22 protein-coding genes are annotated in these 20,387 nt (G+C 60.9%); 11 read left to right on the forward strand and 11 right to left on the reverse strand.

Annotation, left to right across the window (positions count from 1 at the left end):
• Window positions 1-29: 29 nt before the first annotated feature.
• From AC0L30_RS06110 to AC0L30_RS06145, 8 genes are all read left to right on the forward strand, one after another.
• Window positions 30-623 carry a hypothetical protein gene (locus AC0L30_RS06110; RefSeq protein ID WP_473403999.1) on the forward strand — a complete coding sequence of 198 codons (594 nt, stop codon included), beginning with the start codon at window positions 30-32 and terminating at the stop codon, window positions 621-623.
• Window positions 624-630: 7 nt separating this feature from the next.
• Window positions 631-1,512, forward strand: coding sequence for a hypothetical protein (locus tag AC0L30_RS06115; protein ID WP_473404000.1), 882 nt, complete (start codon window positions 631-633; stop codon window positions 1,510-1,512).
• Between the two features lie 271 nt (window positions 1,513-1,783).
• Window positions 1,784-4,147 carry a phage tail tape measure protein gene (locus AC0L30_RS06120; protein WP_473404001.1) on the forward strand — a complete coding sequence of 788 codons (2,364 nt, stop codon included), beginning with the start codon at window positions 1,784-1,786 and terminating at the stop codon, window positions 4,145-4,147.
• A gap of 2 nt (window positions 4,148-4,149) precedes the next feature.
• On the forward strand, window positions 4,150-4,410 hold the full coding sequence (locus AC0L30_RS06125) for a hypothetical protein (protein WP_473404002.1): 261 nt from the start codon (window positions 4,150-4,152) through the stop codon (window positions 4,408-4,410).
• 135 nt (window positions 4,411-4,545) lie between these two features.
• Window positions 4,546-4,908, forward strand: coding sequence for a hypothetical protein (locus tag AC0L30_RS06130; protein ID WP_473404003.1), 363 nt, complete (start codon window positions 4,546-4,548; stop codon window positions 4,906-4,908).
• Window positions 4,909-4,911: 3 nt separating this feature from the next.
• Window positions 4,912-5,253 (forward strand): hypothetical protein, encoded by a 342-nt coding sequence (locus AC0L30_RS06135; protein ID WP_473404004.1) that lies wholly within the window; start codon window positions 4,912-4,914, stop codon window positions 5,251-5,253.
• Entirely contained in the window at window positions 5,250-5,375 is a 126-nt protein-coding gene (locus tag AC0L30_RS06140) for a hypothetical protein (RefSeq protein WP_473404005.1), read from the forward strand. Before AC0L30_RS06135 ends, AC0L30_RS06140 begins: the two co-directional genes overlap by 4 nt.
• A gap of 471 nt (window positions 5,376-5,846) precedes the next feature.
• On the forward strand, window positions 5,847-6,368 hold the full coding sequence (locus AC0L30_RS06145; RefSeq protein ID WP_473404006.1) for a hypothetical protein: 522 nt from the start codon (window positions 5,847-5,849) through the stop codon (window positions 6,366-6,368).
• A gap of 661 nt (window positions 6,369-7,029) precedes the next feature.
• Here AC0L30_RS06145 and AC0L30_RS06150 read toward each other — a convergent pair.
• On the reverse strand, window positions 7,030-7,497 hold the full coding sequence (locus AC0L30_RS06150; RefSeq protein ID WP_473404007.1) for a hypothetical protein: 468 nt from the start codon (window positions 7,495-7,497) through the stop codon (window positions 7,030-7,032).
• Window positions 7,498-8,603: 1,106 nt separating this feature from the next.
• Here AC0L30_RS06150 and AC0L30_RS06155 point away from each other — a divergent pair.
• Entirely contained in the window at window positions 8,604-8,876 is a 273-nt protein-coding gene (locus tag AC0L30_RS06155) for a hypothetical protein (protein WP_473404008.1), read from the forward strand.
• 25 nt (window positions 8,877-8,901) lie between these two features.
• Here AC0L30_RS06155 and AC0L30_RS06160 read toward each other — a convergent pair whose 3' ends face one another.
• Together AC0L30_RS06160 and AC0L30_RS06165 are read right to left on the reverse strand one after the other, a co-directional pair.
• Window positions 8,902-9,123, reverse strand: a complete 222-nt coding sequence (locus AC0L30_RS06160) for a hypothetical protein (protein WP_473404009.1) — start codon at window positions 9,121-9,123, stop codon at window positions 8,902-8,904.
• A 184-nt stretch (window positions 9,124-9,307) separates the two neighbouring features.
• Window positions 9,308-9,796 carry a hypothetical protein gene (locus AC0L30_RS06165; RefSeq protein WP_473404010.1) on the reverse strand — a complete coding sequence of 163 codons (489 nt, stop codon included), beginning with the start codon at window positions 9,794-9,796 and terminating at the stop codon, window positions 9,308-9,310.
• A 419-nt stretch (window positions 9,797-10,215) separates the two neighbouring features.
• Between AC0L30_RS06165 and AC0L30_RS06170 the strand changes: the two genes are divergently transcribed.
• Both AC0L30_RS06170 and AC0L30_RS06175 read left to right on the forward strand, forming a co-directional pair.
• The gene (locus tag AC0L30_RS06170; protein ID WP_473404011.1) at window positions 10,216-10,620 is read left to right on the forward strand and encodes a hypothetical protein; all 405 of its coding nucleotides are present in this window, start codon (window positions 10,216-10,218) and stop codon (window positions 10,618-10,620) included.
• Window positions 10,621-11,596: 976 nt separating this feature from the next.
• On the forward strand, window positions 11,597-11,776 hold the full coding sequence (locus tag AC0L30_RS06175) for a hypothetical protein (protein WP_473404012.1): 180 nt from the start codon (window positions 11,597-11,599) through the stop codon (window positions 11,774-11,776).
• A 499-nt stretch (window positions 11,777-12,275) separates the two neighbouring features.
• On the opposite strand, the gene AC0L30_RS06180 is transcribed toward AC0L30_RS06175, so the two are convergent.
• The 8 genes from AC0L30_RS06180 to AC0L30_RS06215 form a co-directional block, all read right to left on the reverse strand.
• Window positions 12,276-12,719 (reverse strand): hypothetical protein, encoded by a 444-nt coding sequence (locus AC0L30_RS06180; protein ID WP_473404013.1) that lies wholly within the window; start codon window positions 12,717-12,719, stop codon window positions 12,276-12,278.
• 104 nt (window positions 12,720-12,823) lie between these two features.
• Window positions 12,824-15,772: a class I SAM-dependent DNA methyltransferase gene (locus tag AC0L30_RS06185; RefSeq protein WP_473404014.1), complete on the reverse strand. Its 2,949-nt coding sequence runs from the start codon at window positions 15,770-15,772 to the stop codon at window positions 12,824-12,826.
• Between the two features lie 44 nt (window positions 15,773-15,816).
• On the reverse strand, window positions 15,817-16,260 hold the full coding sequence (locus tag AC0L30_RS06190) for a hypothetical protein (protein ID WP_473404015.1): 444 nt from the start codon (window positions 16,258-16,260) through the stop codon (window positions 15,817-15,819).
• Between the two features lie 12 nt (window positions 16,261-16,272).
• Window positions 16,273-16,407 carry a hypothetical protein gene (locus tag AC0L30_RS06195; RefSeq protein WP_473404016.1) on the reverse strand — a complete coding sequence of 45 codons (135 nt, stop codon included), beginning with the start codon at window positions 16,405-16,407 and terminating at the stop codon, window positions 16,273-16,275.
• Window positions 16,404-17,939: a hypothetical protein gene (locus tag AC0L30_RS06200; protein ID WP_473404057.1), complete on the reverse strand. Its 1,536-nt coding sequence runs from the start codon at window positions 17,937-17,939 to the stop codon at window positions 16,404-16,406. Before AC0L30_RS06200 ends, AC0L30_RS06195 begins: the two co-directional genes overlap by 4 nt.
• A gap of 220 nt (window positions 17,940-18,159) precedes the next feature.
• Complete coding sequence (locus AC0L30_RS06205) at window positions 18,160-18,573, reverse strand: GFA family protein (RefSeq protein WP_473404017.1); 414 nt, start codon at window positions 18,571-18,573, stop codon at window positions 18,160-18,162.
• 59 nt (window positions 18,574-18,632) lie between these two features.
• Window positions 18,633-19,316, reverse strand: coding sequence for a class I SAM-dependent methyltransferase (locus AC0L30_RS06210; RefSeq protein WP_473404018.1), 684 nt, complete (start codon window positions 19,314-19,316; stop codon window positions 18,633-18,635).
• Window positions 19,317-19,395: 79 nt separating this feature from the next.
• Entirely contained in the window at window positions 19,396-20,115 is a 720-nt protein-coding gene (locus AC0L30_RS06215) for a class I SAM-dependent methyltransferase (RefSeq protein ID WP_473404019.1), read from the reverse strand.
• Window positions 20,116-20,387 lie beyond the last annotated feature (272 nt).

The raw sequence follows: 20,387 nt of genomic DNA on the forward strand, positions 1-20,387 counted from the left end.
GATCGAGACAGCGTCACGGAGGGCAATTAATGAACGAAGAACGGTCCACAATTCAGGCCGCGGTCGCGCGAGCAGTGGCTGACGAACGGCGACGGCTCGCGAGGATCATGGGCACGCCAGAAGCTGCCGGCCGGGAAGCGCTGGCGCTGAACATCGCCACGACGACCGGCAGGTCAGTGGATGAAGCGAGGGCGTCGCTGGCCGCCGCGCCTCCAGCTGCCGCCGCCAACGTGCCTGCCACGGCTGGCACCATCAAGGCCGAACGCGACCGCTTCGCCGCGATCCTCGCGCTTCCGGAGGCCAAAGGCCGCGAGGGTCTCGCCGTGACGCTGGCGACCACGACGGACATGACCGTCGACCAGATCAAGGCCGCGCTTGCTGCCGCGCCGGCCGCAATCGCTAGCGCCCGCGCTGGCGATACGGACATCGGCTTGTCGGTCGATCCCGCCAAGCAGCAGCAGAACCGTCAGGACGCGTCCGCCTTGTGGGATGCGGCCCTGACTTCCCGCGGCATGAAGATGCAGGGAACGTCCGTTCCGAACCCGACCCACCACACGCCAAATGCGCCCGGCCTTCCAGATTGGGACGCTTCCTTGAAGTCGCGCGGCATGAAAACCGGTTGAGGAGCAAATGAAAAATCCCTTTAGGAAGTCAGCGGAAGAAGACAAGCGCAGCGCCGCCCTTCAGGTTGCCCGCGATCGGTTGGCCGCTATCGACGCGACGGAAGCCGACGCCCTCACAGACAGCGCTGTCTTCGCGACTTGGTCAGTAAAGCGGGCTGCCGCCGCCGCGGAGTGCGATCGTCTCGAAAGGCTGATTAAGGCGACGGAAACTGCTGCGGTCGAAGCAAGTAGGGCCGAAGCTGATGCCGCGGCTCGCCGAGAGTTCGCAAATGGCCGGAAGGAGTTCGAAGAAGTTGAAAAGCTTCTGCGAGTTGAAGGCGCGCGCATTTTTGGTGAAGTCCTCGACCTAGCCAAGCGATGCGCTCAACAGTCGCTGGCCGCGAAAGCGTTGAATGACCGACGGCCGGAAGGCGAGCCGACTGTCCCTGCCGCCGATATTTTTGTGCGCGACGTCGGCAGCGCGCCTCGCAAAGACATCAGAACGCGCGATGTTGAGCTGTGGGTTGCCGAAACCACCGGTGCCATCATCGGCGACCAAGATGCAGTCGCGTCGGAAGATGGGGTTCACGGTCAGGTCCATATCCATGGCGGCTCGATGCGTTGGAAATGCTTGAAGCGCCGCTTCCGCGAAGTTGAGTTTCATCCGAGTTCGTCCGTGGACTGGCCCGGCCACTTGTTCTCACTGATCCGCCTTCCCTATCTCGACGGCCCAGGCTTCCTGTTCGATGGCTCTCGGATGATACCGGAAACGGTGGCCGATCTGGACGTCGCCGCTGCGATCGCGACGCGGAGAAAGCAACCGCGACCGACGCAGATTGAGCTGATCCCGATCGATCCATGGCCGCCGGCTGCTGTCGTCGACCAAGCCGATCGGAACACCGTCGCGTAAATTTTTCAGGTCGCTCCCGCCGTTCCGTCGGTCTTGGCGGCCGGAGTGTCGCGACGGCCGCGGGTGATGGGACAATTCCACCCGCGGCCGAAATCCTCAGGAGGCTAAAATCGCTAAAATCATAGAGGCCAAGGCGGTCATTACGGCGGAGGATAAAACCGGCGCTGTCTTCGACAAAATCGCGAAGAAGATCGAAGGCATTGCCAAGTCAGCGAAGTCGTCGAAGGAAGTCGACGCGCTGACGAAATCGCTGTCACGCGCGCAATCGCAGATGGCCGCGATCGACCGCTTCGCGACATCCAAGGGTGGCTTTTCTGACGCCCGGAATAAGTTCCGGGACGCTCAGATCGGCGTCGAAGCGGCCGCGAAGGCAATGAAGCGAGGCGAAGGCGACGCCGCCGCGCTCGCCCGCTCCTACGAAAAGGCGCAGCAAGCCGCCAGCCGGACGTCGGCCGCGCTGGATAAGCAGCGCAGTTCGTTTGTGAACGCTAAGCGCGGTCTCGAAGAATTCGGCATCCCGATCAACCGCGCTGTTGCACATCAGGATAAACTTCGGGCGGCGATTGAGCGGACTAATTCCGCGCTCGATCGGCAGGCGGCGCGATCGGAAAAGTCGGCGCGCCGGCGGGAAGCTGTCGGCATGGCCGCGGGCGTCGCCGGCGGCTTCCTCGCCCATTCGGTGGCACACGGCGCCGGCGAAGTTTTCAGGACTTACCGTGAATTCGACAAGGAACGCCGCTTCGGCAAGGCGGTCATGGGCCTGTCGGATGACGAACAGGCGCCGCTTGTGGCGCAGGCGATCCACATGGGCGCTAAGACGAAGTTCAACGACATTCAGGTTCTGGAAGCGCAGCGCGAACTAGCCGCGCGCGGTCTGAATAAAAATCAGGTCATGGGCATGATGGAGCCGGCCGCGCAGCTGGGCATGTCCATGGACCTGTCGCTGCCCGACGCTGCGAAGCAGATGGAAGGCGCGATCTTCGGCTTCAAGAAGGACACTTCAACGCTTGAAGCGGCGAAGGCCGCGGCAAAGCAGACGGCTGACTATCAGGTCAAGGCGGCGAAGGTTTCCGGGATGACCCCGGAAGATATCCGCCAGCTTTACAAATTCGGCGCGACGCCGGCGCGGATGGGCAAGATCAGCGAAGCGTCGCTTCTCGGCTTCGGCGGCGTGTTGAAGAAGGCGAACATCGGCGGCGACGAAGCTGGCGTCGCGTTCCGCGCGCTGATGGCGACGGCACAGTCACCGACCGCGGGCGCGAAGACTGCGCTTCTCGCGAACGGGCTGAACTATAAGAATTACCAGCACGTCCCCGACAGTCTGGCGGTCGATCCGTTCGCGGACGACGTCGCCGCGCGCTACGGCGTGAAGCTGAATGGCAAAACGCGCGCCGGTCTGGGCAAGCTGTTTTCCGACAAGGCGCTGATTTCCGACCCCGCCAAGTTCAACCCCGCGGTTACGGCGCTATTGCGGGATGAATTGCAGGGCAGCGACGCGAAGTCGCTGAAGTCGATCGCCGGCGCCGCCGGTCGCTACCGTGACAAGTCCGTCAACGACGTCGACACAAACGCCTTGATTAAGGACTTGCTGCCGAAGCTGGCGAACAACCTTCCGTTGGCGAATTCACTGTTCGGGTCGAAGCAGGGCAGCCGCATTGCGACGGCCCTTGGCGACAGCGACACGATGAAGCACATCATCGGCGAAATCGAAAAGAATTCCGAAGGCTACTCGGAGAAGATCGCCGGCGAACGGATGGCGGGCTTCGACGGTGCGGTGTCGCGCCTTGAAGGCGCTATGAAGAACCTCGAAACGTCGATCGGCCGCGCCTTCGACAGCGATGGCAAGGGCGGGCCTGCAACTTGGGCCGCCGATCTTGCCGGGCGTGGCACGCAATGGATGGCAGAGCGTCCGCCCTGGATGGTCGGTGCCGGCGCTGCCGCCGCGGCAGGCGGCGGCTTGTACGGCGGCATCAAGTTCGCGCAGACGCTATTCGGCGGGTTCGGCCTTTCGACATCAGCCGCCGCGCTCGACGGGTCCGCCGCGGCCCTCACGGCGGCCGCTGCGGAGTTGTCCGCCGCCGCCGGCGTCGGCGCAGCGGCCAAGGGCGCAGGCGCCACAGCGGCTACCGCTGGCGCGGGCAGCGCCATCTGGGCGGCTGGCGCGGCTGCCGCCCCATGGGTAGCCGGCGCGGCCGGCGTCGGCGCGGGCCTCTGGGCCATGCACAAGTCGGTTGAAGACGCCGGCTATGATGGGCTCACCAGCGGCCAGCGCCTGACCCTGCAACGTCGGGGATCGATGCGCGATCTGTACCGCCGGGAATGGGGCTATGGGGATAATTCGATCACCCCGGAAATCTCCCCGACCATGACTTACGGGACCGGCGTCGGCGGCGACAAGGGTTCGCAGCATGTCGACGTTTCCGGTCAAGTTACCGGCGACGGCAAGGTCACTCTCGAAATCAACGCGGGTTCATCCCTGATCGACGTTGCGCGTCGCGCAGAAGCCGCGATCCGTCTCGCCGGGACCATCAATTCGAGCGGCCCGGGATCGCTGGGCCATTCCTCGCCGGACGCATCAGCGCCTTCGCCGCAGCCCTCGACGGGCAGCACCGGCGGCGCAAGTGGGAGCTGGTAGCGTTGCCCGATCTTCTCAGCGAACTCGAACATTTAGCAGCTAAGCAGGCCGCTTCCGACGCGGTGCTGACGGAGGTGATCGTGCCGCTGCTGGTATCCTTTAGCCCCGACTTGGCGCGCGAACTGGTCCAAGAGATCAGATGCGGCTTCAATGCCCGCCCCCGGACGCGCAGCGAACGCCTTCAGCTGCTGGCCGAAGAATATCTGGCGCGACTGGCCGACAGCATCGAAGCGCGCGTTCGGGCGAAGATCACCGGGCGTTGAGCCGGGAAAGAACCCGCCAACTACCGGGAAAACGTTCTGGCTTGTTTCCCGGTCGCGTCTTCCGCTAGGTCTAAGCGGACCGCCGGCAGTTTGCACCTGCCGACGGTCCTAACCTGCAACACGATGGATGAGATCATGCAGCAAGCTGACTTTAGCCTACCCCACTTTTCCCCGATTGAACTACTCTTGGCGGACTATGAAGTCGCGATCGTCGAAAAGAACCATGTGTACGCGCGATACGAAGCGTTGGCGGCCGCCGACGGCGCGGGCGCTGACGCCGACATAGACGCGGCGTATGCTGCCTGCGATGCGGCCTACGATGCCGCAGAGAGCGTCGTCGACATGATCCTCGCACACCCCGCCCGAACGCTTACTGATTGGGCGATCCAAGCTCGAGTGCTGTTGGCCCGCGGCACCGATCCGGCGGACCTGTTTCATTACCGGCCGCAAGACCTGACGCGGTTCGTTCAGGAAGTCCGCGACCTCGCCGGGCTTTAAGCGATGACGAAAGCCGAGCGCACCGACCGCATCAAATCTCTTAGCAAGGTCGCGCTCGGCATCCTGCGCCGGTGCAGCGAGCGCTACAACATCGATCGCGCCGGCGCCCGCCACCGGGTCTCGGAAGTCCGCCATAACGAATTCCGACTGACATATTCGCGATGCGAAGACCAAGACCGGACGTCCACGCTGGACGTCCGGTGCGATGGCAAGACCGTCCTGCACGTTGAATGGAATGCGGAGAAAGTATTGCGGACATCTTACCGGCCGGGCGCTTGGGAAGGTCTGCTGCTTCGATACGATCGTGCGCCCGCTTTGGCCGGGCGCGCCGAGGCGAGGACATGAATGCCGAGGGTGCGCTGGCTCTTGATTGGCGCCAAAGGCTTGCCGAGTATGCCTCCAAGTCGGGCGCCGTAAACGCGAACCTGATCACGATCAGCGCGGCGAAGCGGCAGCCGCGCAAATGAAGCCGCGGCGATCAAAAGGCGAAGCGCGCAGATTGATAGTCCATCTTGAGCAACTTCCCTTGTTCGCTGGCGAACGCTCGCTTAGCGAGGCCGTTCTAGGGCGCGGAAAGTACACGCGCTGTCGTTACCCTACTCGAAGGACGCGGTTTCCCTAAAATGACGGTCTGATGGGCGGGCGATATACGCGCGCTGTCCGCGCCTTCTTCGATCGCGAATACGGGGTCAGCGGCGAGGAACAGGTTTCGAAGCCGCATTCTCCGGCGAAGTTGGGGGCGTACCATGGACGACGAAGCACGCGGTCTAAATCGGCGATCGCCGAAGAACGCTGATGTTCTCGCCGCCGCGCGCTCAACGCTTCCTAAACATCCGTTCACATTCGTTAATTCAACTCGGCCCGGGCACGGCCGCGGAACGCCGCAGCAACCTTCTTTGTTCTTCTAGCCGGTAACAACGGTAGCGTAGGAGTTTGCAATGCGTAATAAAATTGCGTGGCTTGGGGCGGCGCTGAGCGCTGCCACCTTTGCGTCTGCTGCGATGGCAGCGACCCTTCCGTTCACTCAACACGTTGAGCAAGAGATCGACAGGCATCAGGTAGCATACGCCGATGTAAGGGTCGCGCCCGATGGAAACGGGTCTGCCAACTACAAGTGGTCGAATGGCCAGCAGATCAGAGGCAATAACTTTTACACGTATCTCGCGCTGGTAACGAAGGACAACAAACCTGTCTGGACCGACAAACAGATGAAAGGCCTTGATGGCTCTTGGGGTGGACACGCGCGTGAAGGCGAAGTGCAAACGAGCTTTCACCTCTCCGAAGAGCAGTTGAAGGCCATTGATCATGTGGTCATGAAATCGGGCGCCGTCAATTGTGGCCTCGAAATGATCGAGTTTCATTGCTGCGACAATGGGATCGAAGCGACTTTCTCGACCAAGAAGTGTCAGCAACCAGAGGCCCCGAAGGTGAGCCAAGAGCCGCGTCACGTTGTGCAGTAGCGCGCGGGCCATTCTAGCGCCGATCAGCATTGGTCGGCGCTTGCGAGCGAGACAGGAGGCGACAGTGAGCAAAGTGGTTCCGACAGGAGCGGCACTTCTCATCACGATGCAGGCGTGCGCTTTCGCAGCTCCAAGCCCCAGCGCGCAAGGGTCGGCGCCGACTTTGCCGAAAGCTCCTCCTCCAAGGATGCAGAACATTCCAAAGCCGCCTCCGGTTAGCCAGCCGCCGCCCAAAAATCAGGTAGTTCTGCCTCCGCCCGTTCAACCAACGCCGCGTACTATCGAACAGCGGATACAAAATCCTCAGCTTAGAGATTTGCGCGAACCTCTGCCGCCACCAAAGCAACAAGGGCTAACTCCGCTTGATCGGGTGGGGCCTGCCCCCGGCCCCGAACGGCCTGTGCAACCTCCACCATCAAATCACTCGCAAGAGCCTCCGCCTACCGGCATTGGGCCGACTTACAGAAGCAACTTCTAGCTTGGCATGGGCTGGACGTGCTTGTGTCGCGTGACCGCGGTCCCGGCACGACAGACGGCGACATCAGTCCGGCCGCAGTTGCGCCGCCTTGTACGGAGGCGGTCACGTCGACCTTGCGCAGCTGAAGCCAGCGTTCGCGGTCGACCTTGCCGTCGGCGCCGATGACGTTAATCCGCTCGACGGTCATGACGCGGCCTTCCTGCGCTCTGACGCGCTGTCGACGATTGCCGACAGGTCTTCCCAGCTTTCATCAAGGAAAGCGCGCTGGCCCGCCGGGCTCGCCCGCAGCCATGCCGATCGGAAGGCTTTGAACGTCCGAAGCAGTTCGGCATATCCGGGCTTTGGCTCCTGCGCAGTCGACGGGCGCAACGCGCTGACGTTCTCGCCAGCGGCCGCGCGCTGGATTAGCGGTGCGCGATCTTGCGTCGGCATCGCCGCCAGCGCGTCCAGTTCGGTGCCCTTGTCCAGCGACGTCCCCGCGAGGCGGTCTAGGTCGGCGCCTAGCGCCTTAGCGCGGGTCGCGTCGCGCTGGATCGTCCGTTCCGGTTTCCCGGTCTTGGCGGCTGTGTCTGAGGTGAAACGGGCGACGTCGTCGCCAAGTTGGCGACGATTGCGACCGCCGGCCTTCGTCGGCTTCGTCTCCGGATGCACAGCTTCATAGGCCGCGTTCCGCTTCGATATCAGCTTCGCCCGCTGAGCCGGCGTTAGGTCGCGGCACGCTAATGGACAAACGCCACCCCGGCGAAGGTATCGCGACGCCATATGAGGCGGCAAGCGAAGCCTGTTCGAAAATTGTCGAACGATAGGTCGAAGTTAGTCGACGGGATCGGAGCATTTTCTAGCAGTAGGCCGGCGCCAAAAACTGAGAGGTTACGCATTGCGCAGCGCGTGACTGTCGCGCCGCCTGAGAGCGAGAGCATAACTGTCTGGTCGACCGTTTTGCGTGTGACGCGTCGCCGTTCAATACCCGTCCATTCACCAGACACTTTGCCTCCGAACCTCAGCAGCATCATGGGCGGGGCCGCCGACCGAGGGGGCGGCGACCCCTCGCCGCGAAGGCGCCAATACGCGAAACGAGGACGACTTCGCGACTGCATCCAGCATCTGCGCTGAGCCGGATCGGCGCAAGAACGTCCGTGCGTTAGTGTTACTTGAGCCGCGGCTTCGTGGATCGACCTCGTGAGACGATTTCGTCAACAGTTCGCAGCATCCGAGCGAATTCAGACTGAAGATGTCGAGCGTGCGCCGCATCTCTTGGCTCTGAGAGAAAAGCAATCTTCACGAGGAAGCGGTTCAATCGCGATGTGACGAGAAGATTGTCAGAGTGTTGCGAGCGCAAGTTCGTGATCTGTCGTCGCATCTCAACGAGATCGACATCGTCGGGCTTATTCGCCAAATGAAGCTCGCAACGCTGTGGCGGATAAACGAAGCCGCCGCGCCGAATATCTTGGTGCGACGGCCTCGCCATGGTGAACCCGAACGGGGCAATGTCCGGTGCAGAGAGGCTAGCGCTCCGTAGCTCCGGTGCAATCGAAGACGCGGATTAAGCTTGATGTCGCCGCGGAAAGTTAAATCTGGAACAGGCGCAGGTCGCAGCGATCCGGCGGAAAGTTTTCGGGGCAGCCTCAAGATCGGCGGCCTCTGTTACCTTCCGCTTCGAACTCAAAGGCCCTCGACATTCAGCGCAGTGCGATTACCCTCTCAAGTTGTAAGGAGATATTTCTTTGGTCTGATCAACCAAGATGGGAGTACCAGCGATGCCCGGACACAAGCGTGGTTCGAACCTTTTGACCAGAGCAACAGGAGTGGCGCTTCTGATTTTGGGAATAGCTATTCTCGCGTATCCTCTCGATATAAGGGCCCATCGCGTCATCGTTAACGGCGGCGCGTGCATTCTTTTTGGATTGGTTCTTCTGTGGTGGACCTACGGTGAAGGCAGCGAGTGGGGGATCGGCTTCGAAACAGTTACCATGACAGTCGCAGTCGTGACGGCGGTCATCGCAATTTTGGCGTTAAACGCTGCCCCGTGAGTTCGGCAATCAGTTGGCAATTGCGTTACTGGTTCACGAGAAGCCCAGGGGATTTCCATTGGATCAGCGGCGCGCGGGCTTCGCTCGGCATCGCAGCGAGCGCGTCCAGTTCGGCGCCCTTGTCCAGCGACGTCCCGGCGACGCGGTCTAGGTCGGGGCGTAGCCGTTTGGCCCGGGCGGCGTCCCGCTCGACGGATTGCCGCGATCGGCCACTTTTGGCGGCCGTTTCGGCTGCGAAGCTTTTCAAGTCCTCAACTTTGGGACTTGACCCGCGCCGCGCGCCGCCGTGCTTCGTCTCCGGATGGACCGTTTCATGAGCCGCCTTCCGCTTGGCGATCAGCTTCGCGCGCTGCGCCGGCGTCAGGTCGCGGCGGATCAGTTCAGGTCCGCTTCGTCGCTACCTTCAGCTGGCAGGCGCCCCTCGCGACGACTTAGCTCTTCACAGGGCTGATCCCGTCGAGGTCGTCGCGGGCAAGGAAGGGAAAGCGGAGACCGGCTATCTCATGCCATTCCGCTCGTTTGTAGTATTCGACAAAATCGGCAGAAGCGATCGAGGTGAGTACGTCAATGCCGTCTTCAGGTTTGATCTCATGTGGCTCCCCGTCGGCGCCCAGAAAAAGGACGTTGGCGTCGGGAAACTTCATCTGAACGCCCACTCGCAACGGCAACGGCGGAGAGAAGTCGGTCGCCGAATGCATTGGGTACTTGGCGACCCAACTAACCAGCGCATTATCTAAGGTTGGGCGGTTAGCCGTCGAGATGTCGACCCAGACATCGAGGTCCCGCGTTGTCGCTCCTTCGTGCACCGCGCGGGCCTGACCACCGATGATGAGGAAGCGAACTCCGCGCTCGACAAGCATTCGGAGGAACTGCATGTGATATTCGTTGAAGCAGCCTTTGTCGTTGTGCAGGCGTGTCACCGTTTGGCCTTCGAGAATTGAGCCGCCACATTCTGACCGCGCCGCTCCTTCGCTTCAGTACCGAGGCGCGCCACCGTCGTAACGATTGCCGCCAGCAAGGCGATCCAAAAACAGACGCCGAACATGACCAATAGCAGTCTGCGCATGAGGCGGCCTCGCGTCGATAAACGAGAGCCGCCGCGTCGAATATGATGGCGCGACGGCTCCGTCTGGGTGTTCCCGGACGGGGCAATGTCCGGTGCGCAAAAGCTATCCCGCCTACGCGGCGCCGCAACCGCAGCTTCAAGTTAAGCTTGATATCCGCGCTGGAAGTTAATTCGGGAACGGGAAGGGACACCGGAATGTTTTAACCCGGTGAATGCCGAGGAACGTCTAGGCCCGCGTCCGAATTCCTGACTGAACACCAGCTGCCAACTTCGATGCGCTGCTACATCTTCACGGTCGACGACTACGGCAGGACACTGAATGCGCAAGAGATCGACTGCAACAGCGCCGATGAGGCTCTACAGCTAGGCTCTGCGGCGGTGGCGGACGACCATGTCGAGGTCTGGTGTGGCTCACGCCGTCTCGCCCGCTTCGAGCCTGAGCGGACGCAGGAGCGGCCGCTTTCGCGGCTGGCCCAGCGTTTGACCCTAGCCGAGCGTCGTCTCCGGGAAGGCGAGCAACATATCAGGCTGCAAGAGAGTGTCATCGCCCAGCGCAAGCGCGAAGGGCGCGATCTAGCTCTTGCGTTCTCCATTCTCGACACCCTGATTGAGAACCAAAAGGCTTATTTACAGGAGCGGGATTTGATCGTGGCCGAATTGGCAAAGCGAACTGGATAGGCAGGCTCGCGCAGTCACAGCTCACGGTGGAGGGGCGCCGAATGTTTCCGTTCTTGACCGGCACCGCTGCGACGCTTTGGGCGTTCGAGACGCTCCTCGTTTCCCACCGGTTCGCCGGCTATCGGGGCCGGCTAAGCTCCGTCAGGCCGGCTTCGGTCAAACGATATTCGACACCTTCGCAGGTTGAGCGTCGCTCCATCCATCCGTTTCGCAGAAGGGCGAGCTTTGTTCCGGGGTGATCGGTAAGCTTCGAAGACGATACCCAATCGCGGTCACGAAGAGCATCGAGCATTTGGCGGTGATGCTGATTGAAAAACGGCCTCCGTCGTTCGTGGTGACCGACGTCTTGACCTATCGTTTCAAGCGGGCGTTTGGCTTCCATAGCCGTTTGTTGCCATTGCATCATTTACGATCAGTTACGGATCGGAACGACGGCAATCTTTTCTAAATGGTCCATGGATATTGTTCTGCGGCATGGATCGCGAGGAAGCTTCGGCGGTATGGCTTGTTCCGGCTCTCAGGCGAAGCTACGCTCGTCTGGCAGCGTGGATGACGCGCGGTAATCGCCCGGCCGAGCCCAGCCGCTTGCCGGCGCCGCCACGATCAGAGCAGCCAACTCGGTTTCCCGACCCACCGCGGCGCCCAGCGCCGCCGCGCATCTAGGCGTTCGGGGCGTCGCGCATGACGAACAATCGCACATCGACCCGTCCGTGGTTGCCAGACGAAGAGGCGGAATTGCTGTCGCTCTTTGGCGCAGGCGCCACAGCTCAGGAGGTCGGCCGCCGGCTAGGGCGTACCCGCCAAGCGGTTTACGCTCGCTTGCAGCGCTTTCAAAAACAGCGCGGGCGAGCGAGTAAGAAGAGTGGGAAAATCTTTGCTCAGATACTAGAGTGATCGAGCGGCGGCGGTCGAAGGTGGCAAGCTCACATCCGCAGCGGATTAGGTAGCGCCGATCCGATCGCATTGAGGTCGACAAATGACCAGCCCGACTGATGACGAATTATGCGCCGCGGTCACCGCCGCCATTGAGCAGTGGAAGAGTTCGCGCCAGCTTCCTTACTTGTCGCACAGCGATTGCCAGACACTGAACAAGTTGATCATCACCGGACTTCAAACCGTTCTATCCCAGCGTGCGAAGGCCTTCGACAAGCGCTAAACTGGACAGCTTGATCAGACCGGCCAATTCGATGACGCGATCTTTTGGTCCAAGCATGCGCAACGCCAGCGTTCAGGATCGCGGGCAGAAGGGTGGACTGGATTGATCAATTAGGTTCGTCTTTCGTCCGTAGTCCGTTCCTGTTTGTTGGAAAGGACTTGCCCTTCTTTGGAAAGACTTTTCCCGACGTTCTGACTGACAGAACGGATTGTGGCGGGCGTGGGCGGTAAGCGTTGGCCTCATGACCGACGCATCCACACGCCCCGCCTCTGGGGCTCCGCCGCGGCGTTTGCGAGCGGCGGTCACCAACGAAATGGCCGGCGGGCATCGCTGCCGCCGGCCATCGCTTCGCGCTACCGTGGCTGGGGGGCTAATCGGCAGCGCTTACCGCAAGCCTGCCGAACGCCGATTAACAGCTCGTTAACCAATTCGGGCAGGGTCTGGCTATTTCGCAGGCAATAACGGGGCGGAGTGCCGGGCCGGCTCTGCGTTGAACAGTTCAGCCCTTTCGCAGTGGTATCGATACATCCACGATCACGCCTCCGCCGTCTCTGGTGAATGCCTGACAGCCGACCGTCGCGCCAGGAAGAGCTACGGTAGCTTGTTCATCTGTGACTTTGAGTGCAGCCCGATGGCATCGGTGCGCTGCCGCTTCTAATTTCTTCACGTCGACACCCGTGACGGCGTTGCCAGCCGTTGCGGCCAACGCGAACCAATCGTTCGAAGGGAAGCCGCTCACATCCCAATTCAGAGAGATGTAAGTGACGAACTTGGGGTCGCAGATCAAGACCATGTCCGGCTGCTTGAAGAAGACACTGCCGCCAGATGGCGAGAAGTGACCAAAATGCGTATTCGTCCGCTCGATGATCCTCGCCGTGATTTGTTTGCATTCCGGCGTTTCGGCTGAATGATCGCCGGCCTGAGCGGCCGGCGATCCGAACATCAGTAGCATCGCCGAAATTGACAAAAGACATCGCAGGGAGCGCAACTTCGGAGCCTCAGCTTCTTATGATCTGTCGATCAGTGAACGACGGTGCCGGTTCGGCACTAGTCGACTGAAAGCTCCGGAACCATATCTTCTTGCACCGTCGCCAAGTTCATTCGCAGCAGCTGGGCCAGTATTTCTCCCTCGGAACTCTCTAACGGCAAATCATAAGCTGCCCCTACCGCCCGGTTGAGGTCATCATGCGCATTTGCAAGCCAAGTGGGCATCTCGTTGTAGAGATCGGTCAGTGTCCGCCTTCTCAGCGTTTCTGAGGCGGCTTCGTTTATCGGAATGACGCGGTCGGGATAGCCGGGAACGACCTCCGGCGCTGTCCTGACTAGGTCGGGCGGGTTCAGCCATCTCACTCGAAGATCGTTCAACCGGGCGGCCGCCTCTATGATCGCCGCAGCAAATGGGCTCTCCGTCTGAGCTTCCACGGAGAGGTCGGGGGTTAGCCCGGCCGGAAATGGAAACGTTTCGAAAGTAACGCCAATGTTGTATCGTCGCTGATTGCCCTGCCCCAGCCGATTGCCCTGTGCGGTCGCCCAGACTTCGTGAATTCGCGATGACAATATTCCAAAGATCAAATCGTCATCGCGCGTGATCGCGAATAGGCTTCCTTGTATGCGCACTGTGTTGGGCACGAAGGCGAAAACACGGTGTTCAGAGCTCTCCGGCGTCACGAGAAAGCGCCTCTTGCCCGTCAGCGCGCGTCGCATTTCTGGTCGAGGACGCTGAAATTCCCAATACCGGCTTTTGAGACGTTCTTCGTCACTCCGAGACTTTTTCGGATCGCTTCTAAATGGCACGACCCTGTCTTTGATGATCGCGAAAGGAGCTTCGTACAGAGCGGCCTCGCGTTCCGTGAAGCTAGTGCCGAAGTCCACGCACCACCTATCGCTATCGCGGCCGACGATATCGTCGATGTCGTACAATCTGGCGATCACGTCCGAATTTGATCTTCCATTCGGATTGATTGGGAGCGCGAGCAAACATCGCGCCTCCGCGCCGTCAAAATCGAATGGACCGGTAAGCTTTACCCCCTGAAATGCCAAGCCGCGATTTGCCGGCAGCTTAAGCGCTCGCGTGATATCGATGCCGGAACTTAAGTCCGGATTGATGTTCGTTACTGGCGCGCCATTTAGTATCAAGGTGTTGCGAAGTCGTTCGTTGGCTTCCGGCAAGGCCGCACAGACAATGCTTACTCGAACCGCGGCCCCGTCGACGACCCACGGCTCGTTCGTCCAAGCATCAAAGATAGTTCGACCTCGCGCCGAGAGCATATCCAAAGGACGCCTGCTCGCACCTTTAGCGATTGATTTCGTGGCAACGAGACCGAACGACTGAATTCTGTGGTTCAACAGAAGCTCTGTCGCCTTTTGCACCCAATAGACGACCAGATCGGCACGGCCGGCAACGCGCCCCTCATATGCCGCGCGCAATCGATCTGTATAAGTCTCCCCAAGAATGAGTTTGTGCTGGCGATCCCCGAGAAACGGCGGATTGCCAACGATTACGTCGGCATCGGGCCATGCGGCCTCAGTGCTATCTGCATTCAGCACCGCATCTCGGCATTCGATATTATGAAGCGGCTTCAATATGGGGCGATCGGAAACACCAAATCCGTTGCGGCGCATCCATTGCAGTTCGCCGATCCAAACTGAAACTCTGGCTAGCTCGGCAGCATAAGGATTGATTTCGACGCCTAGGACTGCCTCCGGCCCCACGGCAGGCGCGCGCCGAGTGAGCCCTAGCAATTCGGCCTCGATGTTTGCGCGATGCTCCAAGTCTTTAAGGGTCAGGAGAGCCAGATAGAGGAAGTTTCCGGAACCACAAGCTGGATCAAGAACCCTGAAGTTTCGCAGACGCTCCAAAAAATCTGTGAACAGGCGCACGGCCGAACGTTTCGCGGTCTCTTCGGCGCGGCGGGCTGAGGCAAACACCTTCCTTGCTTCCGACTGCTTGCTTGGCGTCCGTTGCTGCGCTTCCGCTACATCGGCCATCGCCTTGGAAATTTGCGATCTAGTGTTCTCCCATTCCTTCAACCAAGGCTGCATGATGACCGGCTCAACGATCCTCATGATCTTTTCCCGGTCAGTGTAGTGTGCGCCGAGCTGGGACCGCTTGCCGGGGTCCAGCCCGCGCTCGAAGAGGGTTCCTAGAATGGACGGATCAACTTCAGCCCAGTCGAGCCGCGCCGCGTTCAACGCAATCGCAATGTCATCACTATCCAACGGAAGTGCGCTGTCGTCATTGAACAGGCCCCCGTTGAACCATGCCACTTGTTCGAAGCCGACACGCCCGCCGGACTGCATCGCTTTGAACAAATCGCTCGCAAGTTCCCGAAATTGCTCCGGCGCGGTTGCCGAATGCTCAAGCATGCGCTTGAACATCTTGTTCGGCAGAAGGTCGACGTCCTCTGCGAACATGCAGAACACTAGTCGATTGATGAAGTGCGCAACAATCTCCGCATCGTGGCCGCGGTCGCGAAGCCTCTGCGCGAGTTTGGCGAATTCCGCCGCGGCCTCTTCGGTCAGCATCTGCCGCGTCTTGCCGGGACGCAGCCGCTCAGGATCAGCGAAGACCCACTTTAACTGCTCGCGGACCTTGGCATCGCGGAGGTCATCAAGCTTGAATTCGTACTTTTTGGAAACGCTGTTGGTCCAGTTCGTATGAATACGAAACTGATCCATGTCGCAAACGACCAGCAACGGCGGATTTTCGAGAGCGAGCGCATACTGTTGGAGCTGTGAGAACGCGGCGTTCAGGTCCTTTCGCTTGCCCTTATATTCCCAGCCGAAATGATCGCGCTTCCAGACGTCGGCCCAGCCCTCGCCACCGGTCGTTTTCGTTGCGCCGCGCTCAAACGCGTACCACTCGCCCTTTTTGTCGACGTCCGAAGGGGTGGGTTCATCGAGCAGATGACACAAATCGATGAAGTGAGATTGCGCCGCCGCGCGTTCGGTTAGTTCGGCGCTCCTCCACTTCGCTATGAATTGATCGGGTGTCAAATCCTCTGTCCCCCAAGCTCTTGTCCAAGGCTGCCTGCTGCGGCTTAGACGATATCCAAATTCTTCAAGAACCAGTCGCGAAAGTCTTCCATCTTCGCTGTCCAGACTTCCAGCTTGGATGCCGCCCTCGCTATCATCATGGCGGCGTCGAAGCATTCGATCGCCATTACGTCCTCTCCACCATGCTTGAGCCAGTCGCGCTCTCGGTTAAGTGTCACGATCCATTCCTTCTTTTCCGTAAACCTCTCTTCAGCGCGCGGATTGTCGCGCAAACCGACAAACAGGTGGAGCCCGTCGCGCTTTATCATCCCTTCGGCGGCGCCGGCGAGGGTCAGCGCAACGTCAAACTTACCCCGCTCCAACGCGTCGATCGCAGCGTCGATCTGTCGCGCGGCTCCTTCCGCCAGCGTCAGCTTGAGCGGGCCAGCGGGCAACCGCGGGCCGCGGAAGCGGCGGCGGCCGCTGGTCTTTGACAGTAGGCGATCCATGCAGCCAAAAACCTACTTGTGAAAGATCGTATACGCCCAGCCGGTCGCGGCGCTGACCGCGGCGACCGTTGCCGCCAAAGCCGCAAAGCGGGTCCAAAAGACCTTGGCGATTGTGCCGCTCTGCCACGTTCGCGGAAGCGCAGTCATTTCGTCTCTGAGGTGAGCTTCAGACGAACATATTCGATGGTATCTATCACCTGAACTAGCTGCGGACTGTGGGAAGCAATTGCGAAATATTCCTTGATGGCCACCGCGTGCTGAACAACAAACTCGAAGAACGACGACGCGTATGGCACCGCAATTGCTGTAGCCGTGACGGCTGCGCCGACTGCAGCAGTTCCAACGCCAGTTCCTGCGCCACGGGCAATTCCTTTCTTATATTCAGCAGCGAGCGCCTGATCCTCGTCGGTCCTAGGCTCGGCGATAGCTAGGCACGTCAAGTAGGCGCGGCGAACGAGTTGCGTAATCAAGTTTTTGACGGTGCCAGCAACGACCTGTTGCGCTTGTCTGGCGTTGATGTTGTCCGATGTTGTGGACGCGGCATGTAGACCGGCATCCAAGACCTTAGCGGTCTGCTCGGTTGTAATGTTTCGATCGGCGGCGGCGCTTTCGACTATGGGTCTGGCAGTCTCGATATCGTTTATGACCGACTGCTGCTCTTGAGGGCCTAGCCGTTTCGCGTCCAAATCGACCATATCGTGGTCGCCCAGAACGAAAACATTCCACGCTTCCACCGGGCGGCGCATTGCCTCAGCAACTGATGGGGGCAGTTTTGAGTAATGTGGTTCGGGGTTGTCCTTGACCGCGTCGTGTTGTGCAAGGATGTTTCGAAGTGCGTTTCCACAAAGCCACAAGACCTTCTTGAATTCGATATGCTGCCAACTCGCGGGCTGTGCCAAAAAGTCGTTCACAGCATCATCTATTTGAGCGCGCTCCTGGCTAGGAATGTCTGCTTGCAGCTTCTGGAGCTGCTGACGAACGCGGGAATAAAGTTGCGACTGTTCGGGGTCGTGCGGGTCCTTCGGTGGATCGGGCAGCAGCTCCAAGGGACCGCGGCGCGATGGCCGAAACGCGATCGCAGTGGCGAGGTCTTGTTCCGGTATGATCTCGATTGGAGGCGCCGGCGGACCGTCAATCGCTCCTAAGGCATCGATCTCGTCGACAACATTCCTCATTGTTTTGCGCATATCTTCTAACCACCGTGGTGGACCGGCGGGGATGACGGGCTCGTCCGATGTGAACGGATCAAGAGGTTGCTGTGCGGCATAGCGATGTAGTGGGTGTACGGGGCTGAAATTTACCTCCGAAGGTTCCTCAGGACGTCGCGCGGCAGCCGACCTTCCGAACGGATCGGTCTGTCCGATTAGTCGAGCCAATTCGGCGATAGGATCGCTATCGGTCTGTTCAGGTTCAGCTTTTGGTGAGCGAAACCAATCGGCCTTGATGCTTCCTTCGGGATCATCTTTACGGCCGATTTCAGCTTCAACTGTCCGAATGGCCTCCTCTAGAGCCAAGCGCTCGCGCGTGGTTTCGCTTTCGGACAGCGGCGGTTGTACACTCCGCAACTGTGAAATCAGCGCCGCTCTCGCGCGTTCATAGAACGCGCGGCGGCTCTCTCCGGTAGCGTTGGGGTGCAAGCCCTTCACCGCGCGCAGGATCAATGGATAGTAGTCGGCCAGCGAAACTCTCCCGTTGCACCGGCCCGATAGTACACGTCCGATGCACCGCCGGGCATATTCCCGGCCACCTTATCCCCTCCGAAAATTGCGCCAGCATCCGCGAAATGTTGGTAGTCTTGTTGGTATCGCGCCGAGTTATTGTAGAAATTAACGTGTATTATCAGGTCCTTGCAGCTAGTTTCCAATCCCCTCAGCCGGCACCAGCTTTTGAGCGCAAGGCTCACTTCGAATGCTTAGGTGTGCTGCCTTGCTCGAAGTGCTCAGCGCCTGATATTTCCATCCAGGCATGTTTCGACTGCTCGAAAACCGAGCGGATGGGCGCCGGGTAGTCCGGATCCGCGATCGCGCCCACGGCAACGCCGATCATCGCAGGCAGATTGTCCGCCTTCCAATAGACCGTCGAACCGCACTCGGGACAAAAATAGCTGCGGACTTTGCCGCCGCTTGCGGCTGTCCGGACGTACTCCTTCGACGTTCCCGAGATCGTAATAACCTCTGTGGGATAGAAGGCACCGACACCGAACGGCGCGCCGGTTCGACGCTGGCAGTCAATGCAGTGGCAGGCAACGACGAGGCTGGAAGGTCCTGGAAGCGACAGCGCGAGAGCGCCGCACCTGCATTGGGCATCGATCATCGGGATTCACTCCACCTGCGTTGGTCCTCTAGTTCGGAGGGAGCGCAGCGCAATCCGGGCTACAATTGATCGAGCCGCCACAGCCCGAGGCTCTTGTCGCGCCAGCCGCCACCGCCCTCCTCGCAATGCTCCTTGATCAGCTCGCGCGGTGCCGGCCAGTCGAACGGCGCCTTCTCCATGTTCAGCGCGCGCCAGTCGCCGTCCTCGCAATCGCGATTGTCGTCCCATTCGGGAAACGTCGTGACCAGCAGGAAACGCGCGCCGCTGGCGCGAAAGTTCGCGACGGCGCGGGCGATATTGCCGAAACTCAAATGCACCAGGCAGTCCCGGCACAGAACGACATCCGCGCGCGGCAGTGCATCGCGCGTGATGTCGGCAACGAGAAACCGGCCGGACAACTCGCCGCCCGCCACGCGCTGGCGATTGGCCGCGATCAGCGACGGAACGATGTCGATGCCGGTGTAGTCGAGATCCAGCCTCACGCGGCCGATCCAGCCCGCGTCCCCGCAGGGCGCATCGAGCAGCGAGCGCGCGCCGAGCCGTTGCAGCAGTGGAGGAAGCACCTCGCGGACCGCTGCGGTCGCGGGGTCCTCCGAGCCGAGGCCCGACACCGAACTAGCCGCGCCCCACAGGTTGGTCTGCTCGATCCGCTCGAACCGCGCGGCGAGGCCGAGGCCCGCGAAATTGTCGCGGTCGGCGGCGAACCGCTCATGGGCGAGCACGGGTGGACGATTGGCGGTCATCGGGCGGACCTCAAATCAAGATTCCGTCGCGAACACACTAGCAGTTCAACTGCGCGTCCGAAATCGCAGGCCTCGTCCCTCAAGCCGGCTTCTGCCACTCCATGATGTGGAAAAAGGGCACCCGGCGATGACGGGCAATTCTGTCGGGATCACCGCCCGTAGGCTGCGGCTCAACGAACAGGCGCAACTGGAGTCCGTGATCGAGCAGCAGCGTCATGTAGGTGGAGAGCGGACGATGCCAGTTCTGGACGCGAATGCCGCGCCATGTCACCCAGGTCGGCCGCTCGTCCATGTAATGATCGATGACGAAGCGCAAGACGCCCTCGCCGTCACGTGTCCAGCCCTCGGACGGACCGGCGGTGTTGAAGCTGGTCAGGTTGGCGATCAAGAGCGTACCGCCCGGCCGCAGCGCCGCCACCATCCTCGCGACAGATCCAGCGAGATCGGGCATGTCTATCAAACTGAGATAGCTGACGACCAGATCGAACTCCGCGCCGAAATCCATCGTCTCGGCTCGGCCGAGCCGATAGTCGCCCTGCGGGTCTAACTCCATGGCACGCGCGAGCAGCGCTTCGGTTGGATCGACGCCAGTGGTGCGGATACCGGCGCGCTGCATGATGCGACAGAAGCGCCCCTCGCCGCAGCCGACGTCGAGCGCATTGCGGAAGCCTCGCCCTTCGATCCGCGCCTGCATCGGCGCGTCCAGCACGAAGCGTCGGCCATAGTCGCCGTCCTCGCCCTGCTCGACGATCCAGGCGACCGCGGACGCGGCCCAGCCGTCGCTGACATCCTCGTTCATGGATCGACCTTCCGGAATGCATGTTGGCCGCGCGTGTCGCGGGCGCGGCTACTGACCATAGATTGGATCAGAGTTCAACATGAGGTAGATTGCAGGACCGATGCGCCCCACCGTCAAAGAGAAGGCCAGGATCGCCGCCGGCGCGACGGGGGGGGGGGGGGGGGGGGGGGGGGGGGGGGGGGGGTGGGGGGGGTGTGTGGTGGGGGGGGGGGGGGGGGGGGCCCCGCGGCGGGGGGGGGGGGGGGGGGGGCCGCCCCGCCCCCCCCCCCCCC

This window comes from Bradyrhizobium sp. MI1.11, from assembly GCF_055811255.1.